Annotated in this window: 15 protein-coding genes; 11 read left to right on the top strand and 4 right to left on the bottom strand. The window is 49.7% G+C overall.

Annotated elements, in window-relative coordinates; genetic code table 11:
- Positions 1 to 74 precede the first annotated feature (74 nt).
- The gene (locus tag BMW79_RS21930; protein ID WP_089898108.1) at positions 75 to 620 is read right to left on the bottom strand and encodes an AAA family ATPase; all 546 of its coding nucleotides are present in this window, start codon (positions 618 to 620) and stop codon (positions 75 to 77) included.
- Positions 621 to 875: 255 nt separating this feature from the next.
- On the opposite strand from BMW79_RS21930, the gene BMW79_RS21925 reads away from it, so the two are divergent.
- The 8 genes from BMW79_RS21925 (at position 876) to BMW79_RS21890 (ending at position 14,027) form a co-directional block, all read left to right on the top strand.
- Positions 876 to 2,054 (top strand): sensor histidine kinase, encoded by a 1,179-nt coding sequence (locus BMW79_RS21925; protein WP_177192285.1) that lies wholly within the window; start codon positions 876 to 878, stop codon positions 2,052 to 2,054.
- 46 nt (positions 2,055 to 2,100) lie between these two features.
- A complete protein-coding gene (locus BMW79_RS21920; RefSeq protein WP_089898104.1) occupies positions 2,101 to 2,784 on the top strand; it encodes a response regulator transcription factor in 684 nt (227 codons plus the stop codon).
- Positions 2,781 to 4,148, top strand: a complete 1,368-nt coding sequence (locus BMW79_RS21915; RefSeq protein ID WP_089898102.1) for a HAMP domain-containing sensor histidine kinase — start codon at positions 2,781 to 2,783, stop codon at positions 4,146 to 4,148. Before BMW79_RS21920 ends, BMW79_RS21915 begins: the two co-directional genes overlap by 4 nt.
- Before the next feature lie 187 nt (positions 4,149 to 4,335).
- Complete coding sequence (gene mgtA, locus BMW79_RS21910) at positions 4,336 to 7,086, top strand: magnesium-translocating P-type ATPase (RefSeq protein WP_218150406.1); 2,751 nt, start codon at positions 4,336 to 4,338, stop codon at positions 7,084 to 7,086.
- Between the two features lie 141 nt (positions 7,087 to 7,227).
- Positions 7,228 to 8,331 carry an efflux RND transporter periplasmic adaptor subunit gene (locus BMW79_RS21905; RefSeq protein WP_089898100.1) on the top strand — a complete coding sequence of 368 codons (1,104 nt, stop codon included), beginning with the start codon at positions 7,228 to 7,230 and terminating at the stop codon, positions 8,329 to 8,331.
- Between the two features lie 19 nt (positions 8,332 to 8,350).
- Positions 8,351 to 11,434, top strand: coding sequence for an efflux RND transporter permease subunit (locus BMW79_RS21900; protein WP_089898099.1), 3,084 nt, complete (start codon positions 8,351 to 8,353; stop codon positions 11,432 to 11,434).
- A 9-nt stretch (positions 11,435 to 11,443) separates the two neighbouring features.
- Positions 11,444 to 12,730 carry a TolC family protein gene (locus BMW79_RS21895; RefSeq protein WP_089898097.1) on the top strand — a complete coding sequence of 429 codons (1,287 nt, stop codon included), beginning with the start codon at positions 11,444 to 11,446 and terminating at the stop codon, positions 12,728 to 12,730.
- Positions 12,731 to 12,902: 172 nt separating this feature from the next.
- The gene (locus tag BMW79_RS21890) at positions 12,903 to 14,027 is read left to right on the top strand and encodes an FG-GAP repeat domain-containing protein (RefSeq protein ID WP_089898095.1); all 1,125 of its coding nucleotides are present in this window, start codon (positions 12,903 to 12,905) and stop codon (positions 14,025 to 14,027) included.
- A 6-nt stretch (positions 14,028 to 14,033) separates the two neighbouring features.
- Here the strand turns inward: BMW79_RS21890 and BMW79_RS21885 are convergent, their stop codons facing one another.
- Both BMW79_RS21885 and BMW79_RS21880 read right to left on the bottom strand, forming a co-directional pair.
- Positions 14,034 to 15,326, bottom strand: a complete 1,293-nt coding sequence (locus tag BMW79_RS21885) for an OmpA family protein (protein ID WP_089898093.1) — start codon at positions 15,324 to 15,326, stop codon at positions 14,034 to 14,036.
- A 70-nt stretch (positions 15,327 to 15,396) separates the two neighbouring features.
- Entirely contained in the window at positions 15,397 to 15,627 is a 231-nt protein-coding gene (locus BMW79_RS21880) for a hypothetical protein (protein WP_089898091.1), read from the bottom strand.
- A gap of 122 nt (positions 15,628 to 15,749) precedes the next feature.
- Here BMW79_RS21880 and BMW79_RS21875 point away from each other — a divergent pair, with 122 nt between their 5' ends.
- Positions 15,750 to 16,229, top strand: a complete 480-nt coding sequence (locus tag BMW79_RS21875; protein ID WP_089898089.1) for an inorganic diphosphatase — start codon at positions 15,750 to 15,752, stop codon at positions 16,227 to 16,229.
- 77 nt (positions 16,230 to 16,306) lie between these two features.
- Here BMW79_RS21875 and BMW79_RS33955 read toward each other — a convergent pair whose 3' ends face one another.
- Complete coding sequence (locus BMW79_RS33955; protein ID WP_177192284.1) at positions 16,307 to 16,483, bottom strand: hypothetical protein; 177 nt, start codon at positions 16,481 to 16,483, stop codon at positions 16,307 to 16,309.
- Positions 16,484 to 16,577: 94 nt separating this feature from the next.
- On the opposite strand from BMW79_RS33955, the gene BMW79_RS21870 reads away from it, so the two are divergent.
- Both BMW79_RS21870 and BMW79_RS21865 read left to right on the top strand, forming a co-directional pair.
- Positions 16,578 to 19,187: a PAS domain S-box protein gene (locus tag BMW79_RS21870; protein ID WP_089898086.1), complete on the top strand. Its 2,610-nt coding sequence runs from the start codon at positions 16,578 to 16,580 to the stop codon at positions 19,185 to 19,187.
- A 165-nt stretch (positions 19,188 to 19,352) separates the two neighbouring features.
- The gene (locus BMW79_RS21865; RefSeq protein ID WP_177192283.1) at positions 19,353 to 19,868 is read left to right on the top strand and encodes a response regulator; all 516 of its coding nucleotides are present in this window, start codon (positions 19,353 to 19,355) and stop codon (positions 19,866 to 19,868) included.

Below are 19,868 nucleotides of genomic sequence, written 5' to 3'. Positions count from 1 at the left end.
TCCTGTTTTTAACCGCGATTTATTACCGCTTAACAGAAAGATAATGTTTTCCCTTTACCTGCCGTTGCCGCTCATCATGTATTGACAGCCGCCATTATGAAGTCGGCCCTGGCTGCCACCGTGCTTTCCGGTAAATAGATCAGCTTATAATCCAGCCGCCGGTATATGCTTATCATGCACTCGCAGGTAGCCACTGCTTCCGCGAAAGATTGTTTGCGTTCGGTGTCCTGCTCATAAATGGCCTGCCAGGGCGGCGCCAGGAATACCTTTTTATTGAACCGCCAGCTACGGGCAATGCGTAGCATGTCTTCGGGAACCGGTAGTCCGCATAGTTCCAGGTAGCCGATGGTATCTGCAATGCCCCGGTCAAAAAATACCGGGGCGGTTTGCTCCCTGTTTGCCTGGTAGTCGGCTACCGATTGCTCAAACATCAGCTGTGCAAAAGCGGCCCGGTCGTCCCACGGAAGGGCATGGCCCCCGGCAGCTACCTGCTGCCGGATAATGTGCCGTCCCGTTTCCGGAACAGTAATATGTCCGCGCTCACGGAGTGCCGCTATAACAGCGGTTTTGCCCATGCCCGGGCCACCCGTGAGAATAAAGAATTGATCGTTTATCTCCATGGATTAAAAAAATAAATAATAAGGAAAAAGAGAGGGGGGAGGGGGCGTGTTCCGTTAAAAAAATATCCTTTTCAAGAGTGGTTATCAATTATATTTACAGCAAATATGCTGCAGGGAGTCAAACCATTTCTATACCGGACCGCCGAAAATTTCTGGAACAACATCGTGAATGTTGGGGTCCACCCTGCTATGCCATACATAGAATCCAGACGTACGAAGTTATTAAATTTGCTCGCACTGCCCTGTATTCCGTTCATGTTTTTTTTCAGCCTGCTTAATTATAGCCAGGAGCGGTATTTATTAGCAGTCCTGAATGTTATAACGGCTACCTCCTGCATACTCGTACTCATTTTTCATAAATACCGCAAATACCTCAGCGCCCGCCTGGCCCTGCTCTGTATCAGTGTTTTAGTGTACACCTTCACCGGTGTTTATTTTCATAACGGGGCGGAGTATTTTTTACTGAGCATCCTGTTTGTAGTCATCCTGATTTACGATAATAAATGGGTCGTGGGTTCTGTCAGTGTACTGATCATCACCGCTTTTATGCTGATCGTATTTATGCCGCAGTCGTGGTACCTGGCGCCGCCGGTGCCCCCCGAACGGGTATGGATCAACGTAGCTACTTCCCTGATATTCCTGGTGGTGTCCCTCAGCTTCTTTAAACATATCCAATCCGATTACCAGAAAGAAATTGAGCAACAGCGGCAAACGCTGGTGTCTATGAACAAGGACAAGGAAAAGCTGTTTTCTATTGTAGCCCATGATATCCGCAGCCCGCTGGCTACGCTGGAAGGCTTACTGGATATGTTCCAGCGGGGACAATACCCCCGCGAGGACATGGAAGAAGCGGCCGCCATACTGTACAAGAAAGTATCCCAGCTGGGCGCTACGCTCGATAACGTATTACGCTGGAGCACCCGTAGTATGAAAGGCATCCAGACCCGGCCGGATGATTTCCTGCTGGCTCCCGTAGTCACGGAAGTACTGCATTTTTTTGACCTGATCATACAACAGAAACAAATCACTATTTCCTTACAGATCCCTGTGTCTACCACGTTGTATGCTGACCGGGACCAGGTGTCGGTGATCCTTCGCAACCTGTTCAGCAACGCCCTCAAATTCAGCTATCCAGGCGGCACGGTAGAAATGACAGCGGTGATCACGGACGACGAAGTACTGATCATTGTAACCGATCATGGCATGGGCATGTCGCCCCAGCAGATGCGCGGCCTTTTTACTTCCCAGCAGCATCCCGGCTATGGCACCGGCGGTGAACGCGGTACCGGCCTCGGACTGTTGCTCTGCCAGGAATTTGCCTTGCAGAATGGCGGTATGATCGAAGTGGACAGTATCCCCGAAAACGGCACCAGCTTTACCGTACATTTTAAGAAAGGAGAATACACCGCCGGCGATAACGCCGCCTTCAATTAATACCGCCCCGTTTTTTGCTTTATATTTGCCTTCTAAACAAGGCATTATGCATATCCTGGTGATTGAAGACGAACAAAGGGTGGCGGAGATGATCAGAAAAGGATTGGAAGAACAGGGCTTCCGGATCACATTGGCTTACGATGGAGAGATGGGAAAAAAACTGGCCCTGAACAGCACCTTCGATCTTATTATCATGGACATTATCCTGCCAAAGATCAACGGACTGGATCTTTGCAAACAAATCAGGAGCGTATTGCCCGATTGTCCTATTATTATGCTCACCGCCCTCGGTACCACCGACGATAAAGTGGAAGGCTTTGATGCCGGCGCCAACGATTACCTCGTAAAACCATTCGATTTCCGGGAACTGCATGCCCGCATCCGGGCACTCACCAAACGTAACCAGGGTAGTCAGCATACCTACAGCCAGGGCTTCCTGCTGCGCTTCGCAGATATGGAAATGAACCTGCAAACGAAAATAGTAAAGCGGGAAGATGTGGTGATAGACCTTACCCCAAAAGAATTCCGGCTGCTGGAATACATGATGAAAAACCCGGAACGCGTGCTGTCCAGAACAGAGATCGCTGAAAAAGTATGGGATACATTCGACTCCGGCACCAATTTTATCGATGTATATATTAACTACCTCAGAAAAAAGATAGACAAAAATTTTCCGACAAAACTGATCCATACCCGTTCCGGTATGGGCTTTATATTTAAGGCAGAGTGAAAATAAGAACCCGGCTCATATTACTGTTTATGGTACTCTTCGGGGTATTACTGCTCGCGTTTGCCGTATTCATCTATCTTTCTTCTGCCAGTAATCAGAAAGAAGAATACTATGACCACCTGAAAAAGGAAGCGATCACCAAAGCCAATATGCTCCTGGACGCAAAGGTGCCTCCAAATGTATTACAACTCATCTACAAGAACGCAGACAACGCACTCTTTGAAGAAGAAGTAGCCATCTATGATACCGCCTTCCAGCTGCAATACCATGATGCCGTGGATATTGATAAAGTAAAGGAAAGCCGGGAGATGATCAACCGCATTATCCGTGAACAGGAAATCAGGTTTGAACAGGGTTCTTTACAGGTGGTGGGTTTTCTTTATGAACACCAGGGCCGTCACTATGTGATCACCGCTGCGGCGTCCGACAGGTACGGGCTGCAACGCCTGGAAGGATTGAAATACAGCCTTATTTTTTCTTATATCGGCATCATCGGTCTTACCCTGGTGGCCGGCTACTTTTTCGTAGGCCGCGCCCTGAAACCTGTAGAAGAAATGGTGGATAAAGTAGAAGAAATTACCGCTACCAACCTGGATCTGCGCGTGCCGGTGCAGAATGAAAAAGACGAGATCGGGGAACTGGCCACCACCTTTAATAAAATGCTGGACCGGCTGGAAAATTCTTTCGACGCACAGAAATATTTTGTCAGCAATATCTCCCATGAACTCCGCACCCCTTTATCTACTATTGTAGGAGAACTGCAGATCGCGCTCACGAAAGACCGTACCATTCCCGAATACAAAGAAGTGATAGCACTCGCGCTCAATGATGCCAAACGCATGGTGCGCCTGTCGAACGGCCTGCTCGACCTGGCAAAGGCCAGCTACGACCAAACGGAAATAGGCCGGAAGGAACTACGGATCGACGAACTGCTCATGGATGCCCGCGATGCCGTGATCAAATCTACCGAAGGTTACCAGGTAGATATCCAGTTTGAACGGGAAATAGAAGACGATGATTTTATTTCGATGAACGGGAATGAATACCTGCTGAAAGTAGCATTCATCAATCTGATGGAAAATGCCTGCAAATTCTCTGCAGACCATCACTGTACCGTATCTATCAACTACCGGGAAAGTCACCTGGTGCTGCGTTTCACCGACAAAGGCATTGGTATTGCCCCGGATGATCTGCCCAATATCTTTGCCGCCTTTTACCGTGGCGCCAATAAAGACTTTACCGCCGGCAATGGTATCGGTCTTTCGCTGACCCAACGCATCCTGTGGATGCACCAAAGCACCATTGCCGTTACTTCCCGCCTGCAGGAAGGCAGCACCTTCACCGTAGAAATGCCACACGTATAGCGCTCTAATAAATTTCTAATAAAATTCTGTTCCGCTTCTAACGGCCCTTTGCACAGGGCCGGCTTACCTTTGCTGCGCATTAAAAAACAAATGACTATGGACGCTGGTCCGGAACGGTACTTTATTTTTTCATCTCCTGCCTGATTACACAGCCCTGCTGTTGCGTCGGCAGGTAAACTACAGCGCTGTGTTATACTTAACAAATGCCGTCAACAAACATCCGAATTTCGTGCGCAACTACGCCTTCAGAAGGAAATCAGGTATGCCTGAAATCACCGGCATGATGCCCGGTGGTCCACAGACGCCGCCCGCCACTTTATTACAACAGGTATCGGGCGCAGACCAGGCGGAATACCTGCACCTGCTCGATGCACACGTGGAAGGCCTCACCACCGCCCAGGCCCGCAGAAGGATTGTATTGTCCGGCCTGAATGAAGTACATCATGAAAAAGCGCCCTCCTGGTACAAACAGCTGGCCGCCGCTTTTATCAATCCCTTTATCCTCATCCTGCTGGCCATCGCCGCCATCTCTTTCCTGACAGACGTATGGATGGCCGCACCGGGAGAAGCAGAATATAAAACCGTCATCATGGTGGGTATCATGGTAATGGTGAGTTCCGGACTGCGCTTTTTCCAGGAATACCGCAGCAACCGCGCCGCAGAGAAACTGAAAAGCATGGTGAAAACTACGGCAACGGTACTACGTAAACCCGGTGGTAAAGCAGAAACCGATATCCGGGAACTGGTGCCCGGAGACATCATCTTTTTATCTGCCGGAGATATGATCCCGGGCGATTGCCGCATGATGCAGTCGAAAGACCTGTTCGTAAGCCAGGCCATGCTCACCGGCGAATCTTTACCCGTAGAGAAAAACGTATTCCCGGTACCAGACGCACATCTCCGGTCTGTACTTGAGCTGGAAAATATCTGCTTCATGGGTACCAATGTAGTCAGCGGCACCGCCATGGCCATTGTAGTAAACACCGGCAACCAGACTTATTTCGGTTCCCTCAGCAAAGCCATTACCGGCAAACGCGCGGAAACCGCTTTCGATAAAGGCGTTAACAAAGTAACTTACCTGCTCATCCGCTTTATGCTGGTAATGGTTCCACTTATCTTCCTGATCAACGGCTTCGTAAAAGGAAACTGGTGGGATGCCTTACTATTTGCTATTGCTGTAGCAGTAGGACTTACCCCCGAAATGCTGCCCATGATCGTAACGGCCAACCTGGCGAAAGGCGCCGTGAATATGAGCAAAAGAAAGGTGATCATCAAACGCCTCAATGCCATTCAGAATATCGGCGCCATGGACATACTCTGTACCGATAAAACCGGCACCCTTACCCTCGACAAAATTGTGCTGGAAAGACACCTCAACATCAAAGGAGAAGAGGATGAAGAAGTACTGAAATGGGCCTACCTGAACAGCTTTCATCAAACCGGGCTGAAAAACCTGCTCGACGCTGCCGTACTGGATCACGTGGAATTGCACGACTACCTGAAAGTGGAAGAACACTACGGTAAAGTAGATGAAATTCCTTTCGATTTTCAACGCCGCCGCATGTCGGTGATCCTGAAACAACGCAACGGCAAACAACTGCTGATCTGCAAAGGAGCCGTGGAAGAAATGCTGAATAACTGCACCCATGCTTTTGATCCGGGGATCAATAAACAACTGCACCTGGAATCAGACCAGGTGATTCCGATCAATGAAGAAGTAAGACAAAATATCCTGAAAATATCCGGTAAGCTGAATGAAGAAGGACTGCGGGTGTTGCTGGTAGCCATCCGTGAATTCGATGACCGTGCGCTCACCTACACCGTAGCGGATGAAAGCAATATGATCCTCACGGGCTTTATCGGCTTCCTCGACCCCGCTAAACCTTCCGCCCGCACCGCTATTGATGCCTTACAGCAACTCGGCGTGCAGGTGAAAGTGCTGACCGGCGACAATGAAATTGTGACCCGCAAAGTATGCCGCGATGTAGGTATTCCCTTTACCGATGTATTACTGGGTAGCGAGATAGAACACATGGACGATGAGCTGCTCCAGGAAAGGATGGAAGAAGTGGCTATTCTCGCTAAACTCAGTCCTGTACAGAAATCCAGGATCGTAAAACTCCTACAGGCAAAAGGCCATACCGTTGGCTTTATGGGAGACGGTATCAATGATGCCGCTGCACTCCGCGATGCCGATGTAGGCATCAGTGTAGATACCGCCGTCGACATCGCCAAAGAAAGTGCGGATATTATTTTACTGGAGAAGGATTTAATGGTATTGCGTAAAGGCGTCATTTATGGCAGACGTACCTTTGGTAACATCATCAAATACATCAAGATGACGGCCAGCAGCAACTTCGGCAATATGTTCAGCATGATCGGCGCCAGCGCCCTGTTGCCTTTCCTTCCCATGCTGCCGGTGCAGATCCTGGTGCAGAACCTGCTGTACGACATCTCCCAGGTAGCGATTCCCTGGGATAAAATGGACCAGGATTTTATTGATAAACCCAAGAAGTGGGATGCATCAGATATCTCCCGGTTTATGCTGTTCATCGGTCCGGTGAGTTCCATTTTTGACTATGCCACTTTTATCCTCATGTTCTATGTATTCAAAGCGGCTACACCGGAACACCAGGGCTTATTCCAGACCGGCTGGTTTGTAGAGGGACTGTTGTCACAAACGCTGATCGTGCACATGATCCGCACCCGTAAAATACCTTTTATCCAAAGCTGGGCAACGGCCCCGGTGGTGGCACTCACCAGCGTGATCATGTTGATTGGTATGGCCATACCGTTTACACCCTTTGCCGCTTCGCTGAAAATGCAACCACTTCCGTTGTCATATTTCCCCTGGCTGATAGCTATCCTGACAGGATACTGTTTGCTCACGCAGTTCATCAAAAGCTGGTATATCAAAAGATTTAATCAGTGGTTATGAGTCGTTCAAAAAGAGGATGGATCATCGCCATTATTGTGGTCCTGTTGCTGATAGCGATAGACTGCTGGATCAGCAGCTACCAGGCAGGAAAGTAACAGGACCTGCTGCGTTACTATATCATTTTTCAATCTGCAAAACATCATGAGAACAAGATTAATTGCTGTAGGCATGCTGACGGCGGCTGCCTGTCATTCTGTAAAGGAAGATCCCGCTACCACTGCTGTTCCGCAGGGAGATACCATCACCCTGCCCGCCGGCTCTCCGTTAAAAGAAAAGATCAGGATCGATCCCGTACTCAGTGCCCCCTATAGCCGGGAAGTGAGCACCGCAGGCACCGTGAAAGCCATTCCTACACAGTATGCGGAGATTGCACCGCCTTTCCAGGGAAGAGTGACCAGAAGTTACCTGCACCTGGGGATGAAAACACCCGCAGATGCGCCTTTATTTGAAATCAGCTCACCGGATTTTTTTGCAGCGCAGAAAGTTTTCTTCCAGGAAAAAACACAGCTGCAACAGGCAGAAAGAACCTGGAAAAGACAACAAGACCTGATGGCCAATGGCGTAGGCACACAGAAAGATCTCGAAGAAGCACAGACCGCCTACGACGTGGAAAAGAAAGAGTATGAAAACGCCGTAATGGGCATCCGCATTTTTAAAGCAAACCCTGATCAGTTATCTCTCGGACAACCACTGATCGTACGCGCACCGGTAGCCGGTGAGGTGATCGAAAATAAAGTAGTACTGGGCCAGTTTATCAAGGACGATGCCGCCAGCGTAGCCACTATCGCAGACTTATCCGCCGTATGGATTTCCGGCCAGGTAAAGGAAAAGGATATCCGCTTTATTCATACCGGCGATGAATGCAGCATCGATGTAGTAGCCCTGCCGGGTGTATCCCTGAAAGGTAAAGTATACCATGTGAATGCAGTAGTTGAGGAAGATACCCGCAGCGTACCCGTATTGATTGCGGTAGACAATAAAGACCGCGCCCTGAAACCAGGGATGTATGTGACGGTGAAGTTTATGGATCAGGCAGTACCTGCATTGCTGATCCCGGCTACAGCGTTGTTACAGGCCAACGAAACGCCCTATGTATTTATCAGTACCACCGATGGGAAATTTATCAAACGCCCCATCACCACCAATGGCAGCAATAACCATCAACAGGTAGTGGTAACGGCTGGTCTGCAGGCCGGCGACCGCATTGTAACACAGGGAGGCTTCTACCTCCTGGATGCTAAATAAGATTCATCAACGACATTTTATGAAGAAATTAATATTTACCGCTATCGAAAAGCGCTGGCTTTTTGCTGCCCTGTTCCTGCTCCTGGCGCTGTTTGGCTACTACTCCTGGAAACAGCTGTCTGTAGAAGCCTATCCGGATATTGCCGATGTAACTTCCCAGGTAGTAACACAGGTACCCGGTCTGGCTGCAGAAGAAGTAGAACAGCAGATCACCATCCCGGTAGAACGCGCACTCAATGGTATGCCCGGTATGCACGTAATGCGCAGCAAAAGCACGTTCGGATTATCGGTGATCACCATCGTATTTGAAGATGGGATGGAAGATTACTGGGCACGCCAACGCATCACCGAAAGACTCAACGACGTAGAACTGCCCTATAGCGCCAAGCCCGGACTGGACCCGCTTACATCGCCCATAGGAGAAATATACCGCTATATCATTGAAAGCAATAACCATGATCTGAAAACCATTACCGACCTGCAAAACTGGACCATCATCCCCCGCATCAAACAGGTACCGGGCGTGGCAGATGTCACCAATTTCGGCGGTATCACCGCACAATACCAGATAGAAATTGATCCGCAACTCCTGGAGCAATACCACGTATCCCTGGCAGATGTGCAGGCCGCTATCAGTAACAACAACGCCAACGCCGGCGGGAGTGTACTCAATATCGGCGATCTGGGTTATGTAGTACGCGGTATCGGTCTTGTGAAAACACTGGAAAGCCTCGGCGATGTAGTGGTGAAGTCAGTAAACGGCGTACCCGTATTACTGAAAGATCTCGGCCATCTGAAACTGGGTAACCTCGAACGCAAAGGCATCCTGGGATATACCGACCGTAAGGTGAATTACAGTGAAGGCGATGAAGGCATTGTACTGCTGTTAAAAGGACAAAATCCCTCTGTAGTACTGGAAGGCATACACGCTGCTGTAGATGATCTGAATCAGCATATCCTGCCACCCGGTGTTACCATCCGTCCTTACCTGGACCGCACCCAGCTCATTGACAATACCCTGCATACGGTATCGCATACACTACTGGAAGGCATCGGACTGGTGATCATTGTACTGATCGTATTCCTCGGCAACTGGCGCGGGGCGCTGATTGTAGCCATTACCATTCCGCTGGCGCTGCTCATTGCATTTGTGCTGATGCACTTTACCAATATTCCGGCTAACCTGTTATCACTCGGAGCCATCGACTTCGGCATCATTGTAGACGGCGCCATCGTGATGATGGAAGCCATCCTCCGGAAAAGGGAAGATAATCCCGAAATGGAACTGTCTGAGTCTACCATTGCGCAAAAAGCAGCAGCAGTAGCAAAACCGGTACTTTTTGCCACTGTCATTATCATCACGGCCTATCTTCCTTTGTTTTCTTTTGAAAGAGTAGAAAAGAAGCTGTTTACCCCAATGGCTTTTACCGTAGGCTATGCACTCGTAGGTGCGTTGGCGGTAGCGCTGCTGCTCATACCCGGGCTGGCCTTTGCAGTATACCGTAAACCCCGGAAGCTGTATCACAATAAATGGCTGGAGCGACTGACCATCGCCTACAAACACCGCCTGCAAAAGATCATGGAGCGGCCCAAACGGGTGTTTATTCCGCTGGCATTGGTACTGACAGGCGCCATTATTCTCTCCGTAACGGTAGGTAAAGACTTTCTCCCGCCATTGGATGAAGGATCTATCTGGCTGCAGGTGCAACTGCCACCGGGTATTTCGCTGCAACGTTCCAAAGAAATGAGCGACAGCCTGCGTCAGCGCACCATGCAGTTTGGCGAGGTAACCTACATGATGGTGCAGGCAGGCCGCAACGACGATGGTACTGATCCATGGACAGCCTCGCACTTTGAATGTTCTATTGGTCTGAAACCCTATAGTGAGTGGAAGAATGGCCGTACCAAGGCCGATCTGATCAACGATCTCTCCGCTGCTTATGCCGCAATGCCAGGGTACAGCGTGGGTTTCAGTCAGCCGATGATCGACGGTGTCATGGACAAAATTTCCGGCGCACACAGTGAGCTGGTCGTAAAAGTATACGGCGATGATTTTAAAGAAACCCGTCGCATAGCAGAAGAAATTTCAGCCACCCTCAAACAGATCCGGGGCGCTGCCGATGTAGCCATCGACCAGGAGCCACCATTGCCCCAGCTGCAGATCTCTATCGACCGCGATGCCATTGCCCGCTATGGATTAAACGTGAGCGATGTGGCAGAACTCATAGAAGTGGCCATTGGCGGGAAAGCAATTTCACAGGTATTTGCCGGCAATAAAGTATATGATGTGATTTGCCGCTATACGGAAGAAAGCCGCAATACACCGGAGAAAATCGCTGGCCTGATGCTCAGTTCCGCTACCGGCGCCAAGATTCCCTTATCACAGGTAGCCACCGTAAAAACGGCGACAGGTGAAAGCACTATTACACGGGAGCTGAACAAGCGACACCTCACCGTGAAACTGAACCTGCGCGGCAATGATCTCACCAACTTCCTGCAAGCAGCACAGGCGCAGATAGAAAAGAAAGTGCAGTACAACCATGAATTATACAACATTAAATGGGGCGGCCAATTTGAAAACCAGCACCGCGCCTATGCCAAGCTGATGGTCGTAGTGCCGTTGGCGTTAGCCATCATGTTCCTGCTGCTCTATGGCGCTTTCGGGCAGTTCCGGCAGGCAGGACTGATCCTCAGCATTGTGCCGCTGGCATTATTTGGTGGTATGCTGGCCCTCAATATACGTGGTATGACGCTGAACGTGTCCTCCGCAGTAGGTTTCATTGCCTTGTTTGGCGTGGCTATTCAAAACGGGGTGATCCTGATTTCACAGATCAACGATTTAAGGAAGCAGGGATACGCGTTGCTGCAGGCGGTGATAGAAGGGGCGCAGAACCGCTTCCGGCCGGTACTCATGACCGCCTCCGTGGCTGCGCTGGGCCTGTTGCCTGCGTCGTTTGCCACCGGCATCGGTTCGGATGTGCAACGGCCACTGGCCACCGTGATCGTATACGGCCTGCTGATGGCCACCGCTATCACCTTGTTTGTATTACCTGCCCTGTACTACCTGATCGAAAAGAAATGGAATTCTTCACCCGAAGCGTAAAGTTATTGTATGCAATTATTAAAGAGATACCTGATGCTGGCGGGCCTGCTGTTGTTTATACACAGCGCCGCCCTTGCCCAACTGGACAGCAGTTTTCCCAGAACGCCGTTGTCTTTACCGCAATACCTGCACCAGGTAAGTACACAACACCTGGGCTACGCTGCGCAGCAATATAATGTGAGCATCGCCGCCGCCGGTATAGAAAGTGCCAAAGTATTCCCGGATCCGCAGTTGTCGCTCGATGCTTTCGATAACCAGCACCGCAAGCTGCAGCTGTCCAATGGCTTCAATGCCGGACTAAGCACTACTATTGAATTATGGGGCAAACGAAAAGCCCGCATAGGCCTGGCCCGCAGCAGCCTGGAACAGAGCCAGGCATTATTGCTCGACTACTTCCGTAACCTCCGTGCAGACGCTGCCCTGGCCTGGTTTAATGCCATGCAGCAGCAACACGCATACGAAGTGACGCTGCAGTCCTGGCAGCTCATGCGGCAGCTGGCAGATGCAGACGCGATCCGTTTCCACAAAGGCGTGATAACGGAAACGGATGCACGCCAATCCGGACTGGAAGCAGATAATCTGCTGAACGTAGTATATCAGCAGGAGGCAGACTGGAAAGCCGCATTACTGCAACTGAATATGAACACAGGAAAGGCACATGCGGATAGCCTGTTATGGCCATCGGGGAATTTTGAACACCTGGACCGGGTGTTCATCTTACAAGACCTGGTTACCAACGCACAAAATACCCGTGCTGATGCGGTAGCCGCCAACGCCGGCAAAGCAGTGGCCGCCAAAACGCTGACACTCACAAAGGCCAACCGTAAAATAGACCTGGGCGTTACAGCAGGAGTAGGATACAATGCCGAAGCCACCAGTGAAATAGCGCCAACACCCCGCTACATCGGTACCAACGCCGGAATTTCATTGCCGCTGAAGTTCTCCAATCACTACAAAGGCGACCTGCACGCTGCACAGTTTGGCGTTAAACAGGCCGCCATTACCTATGAGGAGGTGTTGCTGCAAATAGACACGGATGTGAAACAGGCATGGACAAATTACAGGGCAGCAGGCTTACAGGTAAAGCAATTTGAAAGCGGCCTGTTGTCAGATGCAAAGAAGGTACTGGATGGAAAAATATACAGCTATAAACGCGGGGAAACTTCCCTGCTGGAAGTGCTGAATGCACAACGCACCTGGAATGAAGTACAGCAGAATTATTACCAGACGCTGTACAATTATGCAGCAGCGTTGATTACGCTGGAACGCGCTGCCGGCGTCTGGGATATTGAGTAGCACACTATTGATCCTATGAAGCCTGAACGGCCCCTTATGTTAACCCGCTGTGGCGGCTACCGACCGGTAGCCGCCACAGGTTTGTTACCCAAAACCACCACTTGCAGGACGCTACAGGATAGTTTTTTGCGTACCTTCTGTTATCTTGTTCTATCCACGTTAATACCACTACATGAAAAGATATTTTTTGCCTTTGTGGCTGCTTACCGCTACCATCGCTGCTGCGCAGACAGCGCCCGCACACGGGCCGCTTAAGTTTGAAAAAAAACAGGTGGCCGCCGAAAGCTATGAGTCCGTGGCGGTGATAGATGTCAATAACGACAAGATCCCCGACCTCGTATCCGGCGCTTTCTGGTACGAAGGCCCTGCGTATTTCAAACGGCATTACATCGGTCCGGTGAAGCAGTTTGCCGAGTACTGGGACGATTTTTCTACCATTCCTTTTGATGTGAATGGCGACGGCCGCATGGATTATATTACCGGCGGCTGGTTTGGGAAAACGTTGGTCTGGAAGGAAAACCCCGGTAAAGAGAGCGAATGGAAGGAGCATGTTATTGCTACACCCGGTAATATCGAAACCACCCGGGCCTGGGACCTGGATGGCGATGGCATTCCGGAAATCATCCCGAATACCCCCAATGATCCGCTGACCATTTATCATCATGCCAATGGCGCGTTTACCGCGCATCAGCTGCTGGACCGGAAATCCGGACATGGCCTGGGTTGTGGCGATATTAACGGTGACGGACGTACGGACCTGGTGGTTCCGGAAGGCTGGCTCGAAGCGCCTGCCAGTCCTTATTCCGCTGCATGGATCTTTCACCCGGAATTCAACCTGGGCACCGCCAGTGTACCCGTGATCGTGGCAGACGTGAATAAAGACGGTCTGGCTGACCTGATAGCAGGGCAGGGGCACGACTACGGGCTGGACTGGTATGAACAAAAGAAAGATGCCAAAACCAATAAACGCTCCTGGATCAAACACGTCATTGATCCTTATAATTCGCAGTATCATACCATGGAATGGGTGGATATAGACGGCGACGGCGATCCGGAACTGATGACCGGCAAGCGTTACCGCGCACACAATGAGCATGACCCCGGATCAGATGATCCCTGCGGTATTTACTACTTTAAATGGAATGGCACTTCTTTTTCGAAACAGGTGATCAGCTATGGATCAAAAGGGGCGGGGCTATACTTCCAGGTATATGACCTTACCGGCTCCGGCAGAAAGGATGTGATCGTAGCCGGTAAGGATGGATTGTTTATCTTTTATAACAAAGGAAACCAATAGTACTTATCAGATCTTGATAAATTCTACGCGCCGGTTGTTGGCTTTCCCGGTTTCGGTGTTATTGTTATCGATCGGCTGCGTTTTGCCTTTACCGTTAGTCTCCATTCTGGCAGCATCAATATTAAAATTGCTCACCAGTGCGTTCTTCACGGCTGCGGCTCTCTTTTTGGACAATTCCAGGTTCAACTGGTCGTTGCCATCGGCATCTGTATGGCCTACAATGTTCACTTTCACTGCTGGGTTTTCTGTAAGCACGGCGGCAATATCTTTCAGCGCGCCATACGACTCCGGCTGGATGATATCGCTATTGGACGGGAACAGGATGCCATGCGTAGTAAACTTACCTTCTGTGAGCAGTTTATTACGGGTATCCGGTGCGCCAACAGCCAGGCGGATGTTACTCACATAAAAAGCGCCCTCCTGTTTGTCGAAGTCGGGTGCGTATGCAGAAAACGCCAGGGTGTTAAACGCTGCTGCAGCATCCAGGGCGCGCGGCAGATCCAGGATCTTGGTACTGTCGAGGTACACTCTTACCCTTTGTTTCTGACGCCAGATAGACACCCGCACCGCATTTTTCTTTGGTACGTTGAATAGGGGCAGGCTATTCATGTACTGTCCGCCGATCAGGTTGGAAGAGTAATGAAGGTTACCATCGCCGGATGATTTGGGAGACATGGTAATTTTAAACGATGGCATGGAAGTTACATCGCCCGCGCCACCATAACTGAATTTGTCGTCGGTGTTGGTTGTTTGCAGCAACGCAAGGGTGATGCTGGCAATGCCGGCAATCCCGTTGCTGGCCATAAAATCTGCCTGAAGGGTAAAATTATCCGGCAGGTTGGTAATGTTTTCCGGATAGAACACGCCGTCCTGCCTGATGCTCAGCCATTTTCCGGGGCGGTTGCTCACGGTCACGATTTCAGCACCGGAGCGGGTATTCCACTGACCGGGAAATTCGCCTACAGGTTCTTTGGCGAAAGACTCTTCCATGATAATCTTTTCTCCCGGAACAAAATCAAAACGGGAGTAAGCCGTGATATCTTTGGGAGCTGTCGTACCTGCTTCACCGTTAGCCGGTGCCTTACCGGTGGTGGAAGCATCGGGACTGTTGGCTGGTGGCTGACTGGCAGGTTTATCCTTATCCTTGTCTTTTTTCTTCGGCTCTGTAGCTTTGTCGATACTTTCGTCTATTTTGTCATTGACCTTTTGCTGCACTTTATTTTTGATGCGGTCAAGAAATTGAGCGTTGGTATGGTTTACAATGCTACAGGCAATCAACGCGATGATTAACTTTTTCATTAGAGGGGGCACTTTAGATTACTCCCTGCAAGATAAGGATGTTGCCGGTTGTGAGGAAAATATTTTTTGGTTATGCGTCCGCACTATCCTTTGCCAGCCAGGTTTCAATAGCAGTACCGATTTCGGCCGTTTGTGGCGTTTCATTGTCTTTCCCTTCTTCAAACCAGTGGTTAGCTCCTTCGTTGTCCTGTCTTTTTTGGAGGTGGATGGTTTTTTCAGGAAGACGAACAATAAATATATTTTCATCCTGCCTGGTAACGCCTATCTCGTGCTGGTTGAGTTGTATGTGGAAGGTGCTCATAGTAATAAAGTTTATTTCTGTGGTACAATCATTATGCCTTATGTGGCGGGTTGGTCCTTTTTTTGTTTCTTCGCAGTCGAGTCCTCTTTATCCTATTCAATATAGACCAACAAAATGTGCGTATGATCATTAAAGAGTTACCTGTTGTCATTGAAACTCCGAAAGGGAGTGGTGAAAAATACGATTTCGACCCCGCGTCACGGTTCTTTGTCCTCAGTAAAATGTTACCCGCCGGTATGGTTTTTCCATACGATTTTGGTTTTATCCTGGGCACCCGTGGAGCAGATGGAGATCCTTTAGATGTCATGGTGATTTCAGAATTCAAAAGCTTTCCCGGCTGCCTGATCAAGTGCCGGTTGCTGGGCGCCATCAAAGCAGAACAAAGGGAGCGGGATGGTACGATTGTGAGAAACGACCGGTATATTGCCGTTCCCGTAGTATCCAAAGCCTTTAAAGGAATAGATGCCGTGTCTGCCCAGACGATCCGGGAGATAGAACACTTTTTTATCTCCTATAATGAGCAGGAAGGAAAACAATTTACCCCGTTGGGATATATTGAGGCGGCTCCCGCCTACGAGCAGATCAAATTTCCGGAAAAGTAGGAGCTCTCATAGACAGGGTGATCAATTGTCATGTAGGATAATGTTGTTCCTGATTTGTTGGGACAGGATGCCCGTTTTTAATGAAAATCAGCTTTCGACACGATTATTGTAATCATGATGGAAGCGGTACTGACCAGGGTAATTGTGGGCATTTTCCCATTTACAGCTACAGCGGCCGCAGCCACCACTATGGTGGCTATTAACAAGGGATTGGCCTGGATCTCAACAATTAGAGGTAATAGCAGATTGTGCATTTTATTACACGGTTTATAGTGGAATGTGGAATTTAATGACATCCACAGCGAGGAATCAACCAGTTTATACATTGACGATTATATATTTTGTACAATGATTAATGCGCCTACAACGGCAACTTTAAGTGAACCGGCACCTGTATCATCCGTCTTTTCCTCCGGTGGAGGCGAGATGGGGGAAATGATCCGCTCTTTTAACTGGGCTTCTTCTTCATTGGGCCCCTCTGATCAGTGGTCGCCCGGCTTGAAAACCTGCATCCAGATTCTCTTTTCGTCCGCACAACCGATCCTCCTTTGCTGGGGTAGCGAAAACATCCATATATATAATGATGCCTGCAGGGAACTGCTGGGCAGCAAACATCCGATGTCACTCGGACAGCCGTCCGCTATCGTATGGCCCGCCGGCAATGACGCACTGCCGGTTTTTCCTGATACCACCTTGCCTGCACCGCAGTTGCAACTGATGCAGGCCGATGGCCGCAGCTTCCATTTTAACGGCAGCCCGGTAAAAGATCCCGACGGCGCCGGAGGAGTGCTGTTTTTCGGATGGTGGATCACTAACCCTAAAGTACACACGTTTGTAAAAACAGACATTACCGCATTCCTCAGAACATTACTCGAACAACTGGACACCTTCATCCGCACAGCAGGATTAACCCTGGTCGTTAACCTGGATGTTGTTACGGAAGATGTATACATCGACAGGGACCTTTTTGAGAAAACCCTGTTATCATTGCTTACCAACGCCCTCTGCTATACGTTGCAGGGAGGTATTGCGGTCCGGCTCTGCCAGGAAGGAGAACAAATCACCCTGTCGGTAGCAGATACCGGTGTGGGAATGACCCCTGCCTTGTTGCTGGAAATCAATGCTCTCCTGGAAGACCCGCAGCCGGAGCGCGGCGGACTTACCGCCGCCAGCGAAAGCATGCGTTATCATGGCGGAAAACTGCATATCAGCAGTATCATAGAGGAAGGCACTATCGTCACCTTGTCTTTCCCTACCGGCTATGCGCATTTACCCGCAGCAGCCGTGCGACCTGAAGAACCACTGATCTTTAAATCTTATCATGCTTACCTGGCCGGCCTGGCCACCGGGATCCGGATGTCTAAAGAAAAGATCCGGCAGCAGAAAGGCAGTCAGTATTACCGTCAGCTATTGGAATCCTTGCCCGCCGCTGTTTATACCTGCGATAAACATGGCCGCGTTCTCCTGTTTAACGATGCCGCTGTACAACTCTGGGGCAGAACCCCTGTCGCCGGTACCGACATGTGGTGTGGCTCCTGGAAATTATTCAAGCCCGATGGTATCACCCCCCTTGATCCGGATACCTGTCCTATGGCAGCAGCCATTAAGGGAGGAGAATCGGTAAGGGGACAGATCATTATCATTGAAAGACCAGACGGCACCAGGAGAATCGTACAACCCTACCCGGATCCGCTTTTTGATGCCGATGGCAATTCCGATGGTGCCGTGAATATGCTGGTAGATATCACAGACCAGAAATCCACTGATGAATACCTGTCTAAACTGGCCGCTATTGTCGAATATTCAGATGACGCCATTGTCAGCAAAACACTGGACGGTATCATTACCAGCTGGAACCCCGCGGCACAGCGCCTGTTCGGGTATACAGCCAAAGAAATGATCGGAAACTCCATCTCCCGGATTATTCCGGAAGACAGGCTCGACGAAGAACCCCGCATTATTGAAATGCTGAAATCCGGTCGCCGGGTAGATCACTTTGAAACCAAACGTATCACCCGCGACGGGCAGTTACTCGATATCTCCCTGACCATCTCCCCGGTTAAAGACTTAACGGGAAAAGTGGTAGGCGCCTCTAAAATTGCAAGGGATATCACCCAGCAAAGAGTATTGTTTCAGGCACTCCAGGAAAGCGAAGCCAAATACATGCAACTGGCCCTTAAGCTGGAAGCCATGGTGGAACAACGTACCCGGGAGCTGACAGAATCCAATTTCTTCCTCGCAAAATCCAACCGCGAACTGGAACAGTTTGCTTATGTGACCAGCCACGACCTGCAGGAACCGCTGCGTAAGATCCATACGTTTGCTGGCATGTTATATAACGTCAATAAAGATACGCTCTCGGATACCTCCAGGATGTACATCGACAAGGTAATGCATAGTGCTAAAAGAATGTCGCAGCTCATCAATGAACTGCTCGACTATTCCCGCCTGGTACACGTACAGGAGCCGTTTGTAGAAACAGACCTGAATGAGATCCTGAAAAATGTACTCACCGATTTTGAAGTACTTATCAGCCAGAAAGAAGTGGAGGTGGTGTCCGACCGGTTACCACATCTTGCCGTTAGTCCGCTCCAGATGAACCAGCTCTTTCACAACCTGATCGGTAATGCGATCAAGTTTTTATCACCAGCCAGGAAACCGCTGATCCACGTTTCTGCCAGCGCCCTCACCACAGAAGAGATCGCGGCATTGCCAGAGCTGGACAGCACCCGGCGCTATTACGCTATCAGTATCGCCGACAACGGTATCGGGTTCGACCAGGTGTATGCAGATAAGATTTTCCAGATCTTCCAGCGGCTCAACGACCGCAATGCCTACGAAGGAACCGGTATTGGTCTTGCCCTCTGCAATAAAATTGTAGTGAATCATAAAGGCGGTATCTATGCCACCGGCGTACCTGATCAGGGAGCCACTTTTAAAGTCATCTTACCACAATAATGACTTGTTGTATTTTTGTTAATGGTGGATGTTTTCCCAAGGGGTAATTTTTTCAGGAACATTTCCTGCTGTACTTTTGCAATTGTTACAACTTTTTGTTTCGTTGCTTGTTTTCTCAGCACGAGTCGTTACTATTTGTTTCCTGCCATTAAAAACTACCCTGCAATGAGTGAAAAAATCATCAGCTTATTAATTGATCCGGACCGCGACCGGCGTAATCAGTTCTATCTTGCACTGGACCTCTTAAACGTAAGCAAGGCATGTATTTCTCAGGATAATACCAGCAAAGCACTGGACTATCTTAAAAAACATGCCGGTCTCCCCCCCGACTACATTTTCCTCGACAGCCTTCTGCCTTCCGATGAAGCACCTCACTTCCTGCGGGAGCTGAGAAAAATCAAACGGCTGAAACAGGTCCCCGTTATCTGGTATGCACCTTCCTTTGCACCTGAACAGCAACAAGCTATCCGGGAAGCAGGTTTTGCTGCAGGACTGGCCAAACAAAGCGATCTGTATAAACTGAAAGGAAACCTGAAAGTACTCTTCCAGAGCGAGTTGCAGGAAATTGTGGTGCCTGATGAAGCTTCTGCCGCTACCCGTTTCAAAATGAAGATGAAAGAGATGTTACTGCAAACCCAGTCCTTGCTGGAAGCACCGGAACATCTCCTTACACATTCCTGA

Source organism: Chitinophaga arvensicola, assembly GCF_900110835.1.
Classification (GTDB): domain Bacteria; phylum Bacteroidota; class Bacteroidia; order Chitinophagales; family Chitinophagaceae; genus Chitinophaga; species Chitinophaga arvensicola.
This window is presented reverse-complemented; position numbering and strand designations above follow the sequence as displayed.